At 34.5% G+C, this 14048-nt stretch carries 9 protein-coding genes; all 9 read left to right on the plus strand.

Features of this window, described 5'->3' with window-relative positions; translation table 11 throughout:
* The first annotated feature begins 189 nt into the window (after positions 1 to 189).
* The 9 genes from Q7C23_RS14295 to Q7C23_RS14335 all read left to right on the plus strand — a co-directional run bounded on the left by Q7C23_RS14295 (position 190) and on the right by Q7C23_RS14335 (position 14048).
* The gene (locus Q7C23_RS14295; RefSeq protein ID WP_375033165.1) at positions 190 to 1128 is read left to right on the plus strand and encodes an ROK family protein; all 939 of its coding nucleotides are present in this window, start codon (positions 190 to 192) and stop codon (positions 1126 to 1128) included.
* 36 nt (positions 1129 to 1164) lie between these two features.
* Positions 1165 to 1680, plus strand: coding sequence for a phosphoheptose isomerase (locus tag Q7C23_RS14300; protein WP_375033166.1), 516 nt, complete (start codon positions 1165 to 1167; stop codon positions 1678 to 1680).
* Positions 1681 to 1901: 221 nt separating this feature from the next.
* A complete protein-coding gene (locus Q7C23_RS14305) occupies positions 1902 to 2927 on the plus strand; it encodes a LacI family DNA-binding transcriptional regulator (protein WP_375033167.1) in 1026 nt (341 codons plus the stop codon).
* 500 nt (positions 2928 to 3427) lie between these two features.
* A complete protein-coding gene (locus Q7C23_RS14310) occupies positions 3428 to 6517 on the plus strand; it encodes a SusC/RagA family TonB-linked outer membrane protein (RefSeq protein ID WP_375033168.1) in 3090 nt (1029 codons plus the stop codon).
* A gap of 12 nt (positions 6518 to 6529) precedes the next feature.
* Positions 6530 to 8155, plus strand: a complete 1626-nt coding sequence (locus tag Q7C23_RS14315; protein ID WP_375033169.1) for a RagB/SusD family nutrient uptake outer membrane protein — start codon at positions 6530 to 6532, stop codon at positions 8153 to 8155.
* 28 nt (positions 8156 to 8183) lie between these two features.
* On the plus strand, positions 8184 to 9308 hold the full coding sequence (locus tag Q7C23_RS14320) for a SusE domain-containing protein (RefSeq protein ID WP_375033170.1): 1125 nt from the start codon (positions 8184 to 8186) through the stop codon (positions 9306 to 9308).
* Between the two features lie 57 nt (positions 9309 to 9365).
* Entirely contained in the window at positions 9366 to 10547 is a 1182-nt protein-coding gene (locus Q7C23_RS14325) for a glycoside hydrolase family 76 protein (protein ID WP_375033171.1), read from the plus strand.
* Positions 10548 to 10685: 138 nt separating this feature from the next.
* A complete protein-coding gene (locus Q7C23_RS14330; RefSeq protein ID WP_375033172.1) occupies positions 10686 to 12494 on the plus strand; it encodes a glycoside hydrolase family 2 protein in 1809 nt (602 codons plus the stop codon).
* Between the two features lie 123 nt (positions 12495 to 12617).
* A complete protein-coding gene (locus tag Q7C23_RS14335; protein ID WP_375033173.1) occupies positions 12618 to 14048 on the plus strand; it encodes a glycoside hydrolase family 125 protein in 1431 nt (476 codons plus the stop codon).

Consider the following 14048-nt stretch of genomic DNA (forward strand, 5'->3'; position numbering starts at 1 on the left):
TAGTTTAACCAATTAGGATAAAAGTATTGTCTTTTGACAATATAGTATTGGATGTCGAAAATCTTTCTTTTTAGGTTTGAAAAGTATTTTAAACCCGAAAATAGAAGGATCCATAATAAGATAAAAGTAAAAGTAATAATGAATTTAATAATTGATTATTAAATAAAAAATAATTAAAAGGAATAAAAAATGGCAATAACAATAGGTGTTGATATAGGAGGGAGTCATATTAGTAGTGCTGCTGTAAGTGATGATAATTTTAAGATAGTTCCGGGAACATATTTTTGTGGTGCTGTTGACAGTAAAGCTTCTAAAGAAATAATTATTAAAAAGTGGGCTGAAGTAATTAATCAAACTATTCAGGCAATCGGGGAAACTCAGGAATTAAACGAAACAATAGGAATTGCCTTTTCAATGCCCGGACCTTTTCAATACCAAACCGGAATTGCAATGTTTGAAGGGAATGATAAATATGAAGCATTGTATAACGTTTCTGTATCTGATGAGCTTTTAAAGTATTTAATTAAAAAGGATATTAGTTTTAGATTTCTAAATGACGCCAGCTGCTTTGGAGTAGGCGGAGCACTTAAACAAGGAGCAAAGTCGGGTAAAAATAAAGTGATTGCAATTACGCTGGGAACTGGTTTTGGAGCGGCTTTTTTAGATAATAAATTACCTGTAACACAAGGAAGTAACGTGCCTCATAATGGCTGCTTATGGGATAAACCATATGAGGATAATATTGCAGATAATTATTTTTCGACAAGATGGTTTTTAAATCAGTACGAAAAGAGTACAGGTCAAAAACTTAACGATGGCGTAAAAGAGATTGCGAGTATTGAAAATTATGTAACAGCAAAAATATTTGATGATTTTGCAAATAATTTAAGCGAATTTTTGACTCCGTATATTATTAATTTTGAGGCCGATTTGCTAGTAATAGGCGGAAATATTGCAAAATCGAATCGTTTGTTTTTGAATAAACTGGAAGAAAATTTTAGAAATCAAAATATTAGTTTACCCATAAGTATTATAGAAAATACAGAAGAAACCAGCATTTTGGGTTCAAGCTATCTTTTTAATGAAGTTTTTTGGGAAAAGTTAAAAGCAGAATTGCCTTATTTTTAGGTTATTGATAATTTATTATTTTTAAATATATAACAAATGAGTATACAAATATCCGATACAGATAGCAAAGCCGTTGTTTTTGACAAGGTTAGAAATGAAATAGAAAAACATAATTTTACTATTATAAAGGAAGACCAAACCAGGTCTTGGGGTGGTTTCTTTGTAATTGATGAAGATCAGGCAAATGAGTTTATACAAACTTTTTTTTCGCATCTAAAACTGGACGAAGTACAAATTACAAATAAGTTAAGTCCGAAAATATTAGTGGTAGCTCCAGAACGTAGGCTTTCCTGGCAGTATCATTTTAGAAGATCTGAAATTTGGAAAGTCGTTAAAGGTCCTGTAGGAGTGAAAATCAGTAATACAGATGTTGAAGGCGAACTTAAAACGCTTCATGATCAGGATTTTATAAAAATGGAAATAGGAGAGCGCCATCGATTAATTGGTCTTGACTCCTGGGGTGTTATTGCTGAAATATGGCAACACACAGATCAGAACAACCCTTCTGACGAAGAAGATATTGTTCGCCTTCAGGATGATTTTGGTCGCTAAAATTGCAGTGTATTATTACTTGAAATCATTTTTTTAATTTTAAATCTAAAAATCACAATACGAAGTATGCTTTTGCTTTTATAAATCTGATTTAATGAATGTTAAATGCAAAAAAAAGCACACTAAAAATTCAAAAAGATGAGTTCCCTAATTTTAGGCTACAATAATAACTTTACTATATTTGACGAAAATTTGTGAGTGTAAATTAAATTGATTTTCAAATGAAAAAAAAACCTGTTTCGATTAGAAATATTGCTGATGAATTAAAGATATCTGTAACTACAGTATCTTTTGTATTAAATGGTAAAGCAAAAGAAAAACACATTTCTAAAGAACTTACAAAAAAGGTTTTAGATTATGCAAAATTAATAAATTACAGACCTAACCAAATTGCACAAAGTCTGCGAACCGGGAAATCAAAAATCCTGGTTTTTATGATGGAAGATATTTCTAATAATTTCTTTTCTAAACTGGCTCGTATCTTTGAAGATATTGCGTACGATAAAGGGTATAAAGTTATCTTTTGCAGTAATGAAAATGACGATGAGAAATCAAATGAATTAATCACTTTGTTTAACTTTCGACAAGTTGATGGCTTTATAATTGTACCGTCGCCTGGTATAAAAGATACCATCGAAAATTTAATAAAAGACAATATACCAGTAATTTTATTAGACAGATTTTTTGAAGGTTTAGATTGTAATAGTGTTGTTATTGATAATGAACAGGCTTCTTTTGATGCAACATTGCATTTGATACAAAATGAATTTAAGAACATTGGTTTTATTACTACAGCATCTGATCAAACACAGATGTTAGGCCGTCTTTCCGGTTACGATAAGGCCGTTTCTCAGAATAATTTAAAATCGATTACACTTCAAATCCCTTATAGTGAAGTCAATAAGGGAAAAAGCAAGGAATATATTAAGAGCTTCCTTGATCAAAATCCGGATTTAGATGCGGTATTTTTTGCTACTAACTATCTGGCTCAGAGTGGACTTGAAGTTTTTAAGGAGAAAAATCTAAAATTAATTCATGAGATTGGAATTATCGCATTTGACGATAATGATATGTTTAAAATCTACGATCCTGCCATTACTTCTGTTTACCAGCCTTTGAATGAAATAAGTACTGCTTTGATGGAAGTAATGTTACCGCTTTTAAAGAAAAAAGATGTAGCAGAAATTACACATCAAATTGTGCTAAAAACAGAATTGATTGTAAGGGAATCTTCCTTGCCTAAATAAAATTTATTCTTGTATTTTATCGATAAATACTAAAACGTTTTACCCTCTTAAAACTAATCTGAATGTCAATACTTTCTATTGATATTCAGATTAGTTTTTTTTTTAGACGATTCTTTATTTAATTACCCCAATTTTTCTGACAATTTGTTTATTTGTCAATTTTTGGTTTCTTTTTTTTTAACATCGTTTTATAACGTTTTCGTGAAAATATATTGAATTATATTTAAAAAACTACCTCAATTAAATTCATTTCTTATAAAATTAACATTAAAATTATACATAGTAAAAAAAATTTTTTATTACTAAAACGTTTTAGTATGTTTGTTAGGAATTAAATAATATAGTAACTGTATAATTTTTATCAATTAAGATTTTCCGGAGCATTTTAAGGGATAAAAGCTTATTTAATTCAATAACCATAAAAGTTTGAGAAATCGGATTTCAATGACTTTTAAATTTCACTTATTATTTTATTAAGTAGTAACTAACCAAAATTTTTTATGATGAAACAATCAGATTTCAGAAAGAAAAGAATGCTGCATACGCATTTCTTTTTCCTAATTATTCTCATTTGTTCGGGGTATAATATGTACGCCCAGACTCAAAAAATCCAGGTCACTGGAGTTATCATCGGTCTTTCCGATAACTTATCTCTTCCTGGAGCTACTGTAGTCGATGTGAGTAATCCTAAAAGTGCAGTTAGTGCAGATTTTGACGGACACTATACTATAGCAGTAACCAATGCCAATGCAACTTTAAGATTCTCGATGGTTGGTTATAAATCAATTGAGGTTAAAGTAAACAATAGAACTACTATTAATGTCTCTTTAGACCTTGATGTCTCGACTTTAGACGAAGTTGTTGTTGTGGGTTACGGTACACAAAAGAAACGTAAAGTAATCAGTGCTATTGATCAGGTAGGCAGCGACGCTTTTAAAGGGAGGCCAAATGTTAATGCAACTCAGGCCCTGCAAGGAAAAGCTCCCAGCTTAATTATTCAGCAAAACAATTCTGAGCCAGGTGCTGGTATAAATCTTAATATTAGAGGAATAAGCACATTGGGCAATAATAGTCCATTGATTGTTATTGATGGAATTATAGGAGGAGATATTAATACCTTAAACCCTGCTGATATCGAAAGTGTTTCCGTACTTAAAGATGCGGGTAGTGCCGCTATTTACGGTTCGCGAGCTAATAACGGTGTTGTTTTAATTACAACTAAAAAAGGAAGTAAAGGAAAACCGATGACTGTACAATACAGCAGTTTGGTGGGATACAACAATCCATTTTTCTTTACTAAACCTGTACATGGTTATGAAAATGCAATGCTAAGAAATGAAGCAGCCTATAATTCAGGCGAAGCAAACGCAGTTTTTACTGCAGAACAAATTGCTAAATTAAAAGCAGATGGAGATACGGAATGGTTTGCAGAAGAAATTGTAAGGCCGGCACTGCAATTAAATCAGAATCTTTCTGTTTCCGGTGGTAATGAAAACTCGACTTATTTGGTTTCATTAGGGTATTTAGATCAGGAAAGTAATTTTGTAGGACCAAAAAAAGGTCTGGAGCGTTACAATTTCAGAATTAATCTTACCAATGAATACGGTAAATTAAAATTGACTTCCAGTCTTGCTTATGCAAAACAAAAAATTTCAGACCATTCTTCAAGTACCGGTACATTAATGGTAGATGCTTTTAGGGTTCCACTTTATTATAAACAAAAAGATGAAAATGGCAATTACCTGACAAATGATGTCTTACAGCAATTTAATTCTTTAGGAATTTTAGAGCAGGGAGGTTTTAGAAAGTATGATAATGATGATCTTTTTGGATCTATAAATGCTGAATTCAAGCTTACTAGTTTCCTAAAACTAAAAGGTATTTTTGGAGGACGTTTGTGGAACGGAAGCATGTACAGCAGAACAAAACAAGTCAACTTCCTGCCACAAGGCGTTTATGGAGCTGATCGTGATACCAATGACGAAACCAGAAAAGCTCTTGACTTAAATACGCAATTTTTGGTTGAGTTTAATAAAACTTTTGCAGGAGTTCATAACGTTGGTGCAATGGTTGGTGTCACAAATGAAAATCATTCAGATAGAGGAGTCGGTGTATACAAGAAATTTACTGATCCTGATTTAGGAACTCCGACGAGTGAAACGGTAATAGGAGATAACACATATAATTCGAATAGCGGGGCGGGTAAGAATAGTTTAAATTCTGTTTTAGGACGTGCAACATACGATTATAATGATAAATATTTTGCTGAATTTACTTTTAGATATGATGGTTCATCCAAATTCAGAAAAGAAATCAGATGGGGATTCTTTCCTTCAGGAAACATCGGTTATGCGCTTACCAAAGAAAATTTTATGGAAAATTACAGGGATAAAGTGGGTAATCTGAAATTTAAGGCATCTTATGGAATTGTAGGAAATCAAAACGTTAATAATTTTCAATATCAGACTACTTACTTTACTTTCCAGAATGGATACGGATTTAATAATTCTGGTGTTAGCGGAACGGGGTATGATTTTGCAAATGCTGAGCTTCAATGGGAAAAAGCGGCAACTTTTAATATTGGTCTTGAAGCAGATTTCTTTAAAGGAGCTTTAAATTTCTCATTTGATTACTTTGATAAAGTAACTTCAGATATTCTTATTCCACCGCAAGTTCCAGGCGTATTTGGAACGGATCTTCCTGATTTTAATGATGGTAAAGTGGGTAATAGAGGATGGGAAATAAGTGCGACTTATACACATAAAGGCAAAGATTTAACCCAAAGTTTAACAGTAAATGTTGGAGACTCTAAAAACAAAGTACTAGAGTATAGCGGTGGTGCTGAAAAATTATCTGGAGTAGAAGAGTTACAAGTTTTGCTTAGAGAAGGTATGCCATTTAATTCTTATGTTGGTTTAAAAAGAGACGGATACTTTCAAAATTGGCAGGAAATTGAAGGAGCTGCTGTTCCTGAAGGCTTAAGTGTACAGCCTGGTGACAACCGCTATGTAGATGCCAATAAAGATGGTAAGATTGACGATAATGATAAATTTATTTTTGGTAACCCTTTTCCTCGATATACATTTGGAGCGACCTACACGGCAGATTACAAAAATTTCGATCTGAGTATTTTTATACAAGGTGTTGGAAAAAGAACCATGATGATTAGAGGAGAGCTGGTAGAACCATTTCATTATAATTATGGTATGACGATGTATACACATCAGCTTGATTACTGGACACCTCAAAATCCTGATGCACGTTACCCGCGTTTGGCAAATAATGGTACCCAGTCTAATACGAATAACTTTAGAAGAGGTTCAGATATGTATTTATATGATGGTGCTTACGCCAGACTTAAAAATGTACAGGTAGGATATTCATTGCCAAATGATGTTGCAGAAAAATTAGGTATGAGCAGATTCCGTATGTATATATCAGGGCAAAATCTTCTTACGTTATCTAAAGTGAAATTTGTTGATCCTGAACTTTCTGAGTTCAATAGCAATATGTCGCCTTCGGGGGCTAACAGTGGAAGAGCCTTTCCAACACAGGCTTATTACGGAATGGGTCTTGATATTAGCTTTTAAAAAAAAACGAAAATGAAAAATATACTTAAACACATAAAATTTATACCGGCTGTATTATTATTGCTGGTAAGTTGTGAAAGCCTGGATCTTGCACCAGAGGATAGATTTACAGATTCTAATTATTGGACAAGTGTAAACAAGGCTCAGACTTTTTTGAATACGGCTTATTCACAAATGCAGAACAGTTCGAGATTCTTTTACAATGAAGCACTTTCTGATAATGCTTATAACGGAAGAGGAGATAACGAAGGAGCGGCATCTATTGCGGCAGGAATTTATGATCCTTCTTTGGGAAGAATAAAAGGTGAATGGAATGATCGATATTCAGGAATTAAAACCTGTAATCTGATTTTGGAAAATATCGGACGCGTACCAGATGCAGATCCGGCTGTAATTGCGAGAATGACTGCTGAAGCACGTTTTATAAGAGCATTTCAACATTTTCAGTTAACTACGTGGTTTGGAGATATTCCGTTAGTAAAGAAAGATCCTTCTCTTGAAGAGGCCTCAACTATTAGCAGAACGCCACATGCTGAAGTGGTTGAGTTTATATTAGATGAACTTGATGCTGCAATTCCAGCGCTTCCTAAAAATACGCAGTTAGTTCCGGCTGAAAGAGGAAGAATTACTGTAGGAGCTGCGGCGGCCTTAAAAGCAAGAGTTCTTTTGTATGAAAGCAGATGGGCAGAAGTGGCTCAGGTAACAGAACAGTTTATGGCGAACACTTATGGCCAATATTCCCTTTTTGGTTCTTATGAAGGTTTGTTTGCAACACAAAACGAATACAGCAGTGAGGATATTTTGAGTTTGCAATATGTGCCTGTTGACAGAATGTGGGGAGAGTTTTTTGATATGGCACCAATTTCTGCAGGGGCAAGATTAAATGGCTTAGCTCCAACTCAGGAATTAGTAGATAGTTATATAATGACTAACGGAAAAAGAATCAATGAAGCCGGTTCAGGTTATGATGAAAATAATCCTTATGCAAACAGAGATCCAAGACTTACCGGAACAGTGGTGTATGATCAATACAACTGGAAAGAAGCGGATGGAAGCTCTAAAACTATTTATATAAAACCAGGATCTGATCCAAATGCTAGTGCTCCTGATGAATATGCACAAGGATCATCAAAAACTGCTACAGGATATTACACACGTAAGTACTATGATGTACAGCATACAACCTCTTTAAATTCTGGTTTAAACTTAATGCTTTTCCGTTATGCTGATATTTTGTTGATGCATGCCGAAGCTAAAAATGAGTTGAACCAAATGAACAGTACAGTTTGGGATCGAACAATTAAGGCTTTAAGAACGCGAGCAGGATTTACAGATGGTGCCGCATTAGCTTATAACAGTTCATTAGGACAAACAGGACTTCGCGAGGTAATTAGAAATGAACGCCGTACAGAATTTGGAATGGAAGGACTGAGAATATTTGATATCAGAAGATGGAAAATAGCAGAAGATGTTTTAAATGGTTATGCGCATGGAGCACAATTTGGTGTATCCTCTGTCGACAATGGCTATTTAAGAGTTAATTTAAGAACTTTTGATCCAAATAAACATTATTTATGGCCAATACCAAGAGACGAACGCTTGATTAATCCAAATTTATCTCAAAATCCAAACTGGTAAAATAAAATCAATCTAAAAAAACAATAACATGAAAAATATATATTCAAAATTATTAATAGTTATTTGCGCAATATTTCTTGTAAGCTGCGACAACGACGAAACAATGAGCCACACGAATGTAAGTGCAGTTAATGCTCTTTATTCACCAGCTGATAACAAATTTTTTGATCTTGGAGCGCAAAGTTCTGCTATTTTTGAGTGGGAAGCAGCTAAAGCAGAAGATAATGGAGCGGTACTTTACGATGTAGTTTTTGATCGTGAAAGCGGCGATTTCTCTAAACCGGTTTACACAATTCCATCAGATGGAAAAGGATTTCAAAACAAATTGAACATTTCTTTTACTGAGCTGAACAAAATTGCTGAAATGGCTGGAATTCAATCTGAAAGTATTGGGAAATTAAAATGGACGGTTTATTCTACTAAAGGACTAAATGTTCAGAAATCTTCAGTATCAGGTATTTTCGAAGTTCAAAGACCAGGTGGTTTCCCAACTCCGGATCAGTTGTTTATTACAGGTACTGCTTCTGAAAATGGAGAAACTGTTGCAGATGCACAGGCTTTCAAAAAAACTGGCGCTACTTCATTTGAAATTTACACAAAGCTAAAGGCAGGTACCTACAAATTTATCACCAGAAAAAATGGAACACCTGAAGTATTTTATATCAGCGAAGCTAAATTAAAACAAGATGGAGCTACAACGTATGCAGGAGAAAGTAAAGTGTATAAAATAAAAGTTGATTTCAGCGATGGTTCTACGACTATGACTGAAATTAAAAAGATTGAATTGTGGTTCCCGCCACTTAGTTCTTATTTATTTGAATATACTTATTCTGGTGGAGGTATTTGGAAAGCAGCTAACAAGCACATTGATTTCAAAGTAGAATCATGGGGTAAAGATGAGCGTTACAAATTTAAATTTACAGTTGTAAACGGTGAAACAACATCGGAAGAATGGTATGGCAGCGTCAATGGAGACAATAACAGACCAGATGCTAGTACTGCTGCATCATATTGGTATATGGTACCGGTTACTAATGATTTCTGGAACAACTGTTTCAAGTTTGCTACTGCAATTGATAATAGTAATGTAAATGCAGAAATTAATTTTAGCGCAGCTGCAACAGCATACACACACAGTTTTACAATTTTATAAATAATCAAGGCGTCTCTCAGGGAGTGTCTTTGAGAGACGTTTTTAAATAATAATAGTATGAAAAGATTTTTTTCAAAAAGTTATAGTATCCTGTTTTTATCTATTGCCGGATTGGGGTTATTGACTGCATCTTGTGATGATGATCCAATTCCGTTACGTGATCCAAATAACACAGGTGGTCAGGAATTTAAATACACCTGGGCACAAACAGCAGATTCTTTGCAGCTTGCTACCACTAATACTTATTTAGGTTCTAACGGAACGTATATTCAGAATAATACTGGAAACAGTACTTTCCATTACTGGCCTAATGCACACGTACTGGATGTTCTTGTTGATGGATATTTAAGAACTGGTAATGAAAGTTATATTCCTAAAATGAAAGCTTTGTTACAAGGAATTAAAGTAAAAAACGGAAACACTTATAATAACGTTTTTAACGATGATATGCTGTGGCTTGCTAATTCTAGCCTTCGTGCCTATGATGCAACAAAAGACGCAGAATATAAAGAAGTTGCTGATTTTTTATGGGAAAGAATAAAATTAAGCTGGAGCGATGTTTTTGGAGGTGGTATCACCTGGAAACAAGATACTCCAATGCAAAAAAATGCAGTTTCTAATGGTCCTGCTGCTATTCTTGCCATGAGACTGTATGAAATTGACAAAGATCCTGAAGATTTAGAATGGGCCAAGAAAATTTATGCATGGCAGAAAAAGAATCTTGTCGATCCTGTTTCTGGGTTGGTTTGGGATAATATTTCAGAAACTAATGGTGTAATTACCACTAATAAAGACTGGGTATTTACCTACAATATGGGAACCTGGATTGGTGCTGGATTAAGATTGTATAAAGCAACAAATGATCAGACCTATCTTGATGATGCAGTTAAATCAGGAAGATCCGTTTTAACCAGCCCAAAATTAGTTTCAGAAGGTATTTTAAGAGATGAAGGACAAGGAGATGGTGGTTTGTTTAAAGGTATTCTGGTAAGATATTTTACTGAGTTGACACAACAGCAAACTATAAACTCTACCGATAAAGAAAAATTTGCTGATTTCATGAAGTTTAATGCTGAAACATTTTATAAAAAAGGAATTTTAAGACCAGCTATGCTTTCAGGAAATAACTGGAAAGTAGCGCCTGCCGCTGGTGCAAATGTAGATCTTACCACTCAATTAAGCGGCGTAATGCTTATCGAAGCTGCAGCTAAGCTTGATAAAGATGGATATTTTGATTAAGTAAGTTTGTTTGTTTAGTAATTTTTGTAACACCTGAAGGAAATAAACCTCCTTCAGGTTTTATATTATTTTCTCTTAGTATTTGCTAATAAAAACACATTTTTAGGTTACTACTAAAAATTCAAAAAACATAATTTCATGATGAAGAATAAATTAACCGTCATACTTTTTATTTTTGTTGGATTTACCTCTTTTGCACAATGGAAACCACAGGGAGATAAAATAAAAACCAAATGGGCAGAACAAGTAGACCCAAATCATACGTTGCCTGAATATCCAAGACCCATAATGGTAAGGAATCAATGGAAAAATCTTAATGGTCTATGGAATTATTCAATACAGCCAGTAGGACAAACGGCACCAAAAGGATACGATGGAAAAATACTCGTTCCGTTTGCTGTTGAATCAAGCCTTTCCGGGGTAATGAAATCTGTAGGATCAGAAAAAGAAGTTTGGTATGAAACCAATTTCACAATTGATAGGAATTGGAAAAATCAGGATATTTTATTGCATTTTGGTGCAGTAGACTGGAAAACAGAAGTATGGATCAATAATGTAAAAATTGGTACGCATACGGGCGGTTTTACACCTTTTACATTTAATATAACGCCATTTTTAACTGGAAAATCTCAAAAACTGGTTGTTAAAGTCTGGGATCCAACAAGTGACGGGACACAGCCAAGAGGGAAACAAGTTAAAAATCCGGAATCAATTTGGTACACTCCCGTTACAGGTATCTGGCAAACAGTCTGGTTAGAGCCCGTAAATAAAAAACATATCACCAATTTAAGAACTACTCCGGATATTGATCGTAATACGATTAGTATTAAAGCAGAATTGGAAGGAAATACAGCCGGAGATATCGTTGAAGTTACAGTATTGGATGGAACAAATGTAGTTGCTTCTGAAAAGGCGGTTGCAGGCCAAACTTTGGATATTGTCCTGGACAATCCAAAATTATGGTCGCCAGATAGTCCGTTTTTATATGATGTTAAAGTGAAATTTAGCAGCAAAGGAATAATAGTGGACGAGGTGAAAAGCTATTTTGCAATGCGTAAGATATCTGCTAAACGTGATGCCAATGGCATTGTGAGAATGCAGCTTAACAATAAAGACTGTTTTCAGTTTGGGCCTCTTGACCAGGGTTGGTGGCCTGACGGATTATACACTGCACCGACTGATGAAGCTTTAAAATATGACATAGTTCGAACGAAAGAGCTAGGTTTTAACATGATACGCAAGCACGTAAAAGTAGAGCCAGCAAGATGGTATACACACTGTGATAAACTTGGAATTATGGTTTGGCAGGATATGCCAAGCGGTGATGAAGGTCCAATTTGGCAAATGCATAAATATTTTGAAGGTACTGAACTAAAAAGAACAGCTCAATCTGAGGAGACATACAAAAAAGAATGGCGCGAGATTATGGATAATTTATATTCTTATCCAAGTATTGTCGTTTGGGTTCCATTTAATGAAGCTTGGGGACAGTTCAAAACGGTTGAAATTACGGAATGGACAAAAAATCATGATCCAAGCAGATTAGTCAATTCTTCAAGTGGAGGAAATCACTTTCAAACCGGAGATATCTTAGACATTCATCATTATCCTGGACCGGAATTAAAATTATACGATGCCCGCAGAATTACGGTTTTGGGAGAATATGGCGGTATAGGCCTTCCTGTAAAAGATCATCTTTGGCAAACCGATAAAAATTGGGGATATACGCAGTTTAAAAATACCGACGAAACTACAGCGAAATATAAAGAATATGCCGATCAGTTAATTAAATTGGCTAAAGTGGGATTTTCGGCAGCTGTGTATACACAAACAACTGATGTTGAAGGAGAAGTAAACGGCTTTATGACCTACGACCGTAAGGTAGATAAAATGAATTTTTCTGAAGTAAATAAAATAAACCAAGAAGTAATTAATTCTATTAAATAATTGAATTTTATAATAGTACACCATTGTTTTAAGATTTTGTGTTATTAACCTTTGTTGCTCTATATGTATTGAATATACAGGTTTAACAGTAAACTAATCTTTTACAATTTTAAAATATACAAAATGCAAAGAAGAAAATTTATCCAAAACACCGTTTTATTTAGCAGTTTAGCGCTCATAGATCCTATGGAAATAGTTGCTGGTACAAAAGCGATTAAAGAGTTCCCGATTGTGAGAGTTGCTAAAGACAAAAGAAATTTTGAGAGTGATTTTATTGAAAAGACAATCGCTGAGTTTCAAAAAAATGTAAAAGACAAAGAGTTAGGATGGTTATTCAACAACTGTTTTCCAAATACCCTTGACACTACTGTAACGTATTCACAAAAAAATGGGAGACCAGACACCTACGTTATAACGGGCGATATTGATGCCATGTGGCTAAGGGATAGTTCTGCTCAGGTTTGGCCTTATATGGCTTTCGCCGGAAAAGATGCAAAACTGAAAAACCTTATCGCCGGTGTGATAAACAGACAGACAGAATACATTTTGAAAGATCCGTATGCGAATGCATTTTATAACGATCCAAATAAAAAAGGGGAGTGGACAACAGATCATACCGATATGAAACCGGGTGTTCACGAAAGAAAATACGAAATCGATTCGCTTTGCTACCCAATCAGATTAGCTTACAATTATTGGAAAAATACGGGAGATGTTGCTCCTTTTGATGAAAACTGGGTTAAAGCAATTAAAGCAACGCTGAAGGTTTTCAGAGATCAACAACAAAAGAACGGTAAGAATCCTTATACATTTCAAAGAACGACACAGTTCGCTACTGATACACGACCTTTAAAAGGTTATGGATATCCGGTTAAACCGGTTGGCCTTGTTTGTTCGGCTTTCAGGCCGAGTGATGACGCAACTGTTTTTTCTTTCCTGATTCCGTCTAACTTTTTTATTGTAGCCAGTATGAATCAGGCTGCAGAAATGTTGGAGACCATTAAAAAAGACAATGCAACCGCAAAAGAATTAAGAGATTTAGGAGCAGAGGTAGCAAATGCCATAAAAGAACATGCAGTGGTTAAACACCTTAAATACGGAGATATTTTTGCATTTGAAGTAGATGGTTTTGGAGGTCATTTATTAATGGATGATTCTAATGTGCCGAGTTTATTGAGTTTGCCATATTTAGATGCGATTGATGTTAATGACCCAACGTATCAAAATACCCGAAAATTTATTCTTTCAGAAGATAATCCGTTTTTCTTTAAAGGAAAAGCAGCCGAGGGAGTTGGTGGACCACACGTTGGTATGGATATGATTTGGCCAATGTCGCTTGTCATGAGAGCCTATACCACTTCTGATCAAAATGAAATAAAAGAATGTATCAGAATGCTTAAAGGCTCACATGGAGATACTGGTTTTATGCATGAATCTTTTCACAAAGATGATCCTAAAAATTTCACCAGATCCTGGTTTGCATGGACAAATACCTTGTTTGGAGAATTGTTGTGGGATACCTATAAAAAGAATCCAAAATTACTTGAGTTATAG

Origin of the sequence: Flavobacterium sp. LAR06 (genome assembly GCF_041946075.1) — a bacterium.
Taxonomy (GTDB): domain Bacteria; phylum Bacteroidota; class Bacteroidia; order Flavobacteriales; family Flavobacteriaceae; genus Flavobacterium.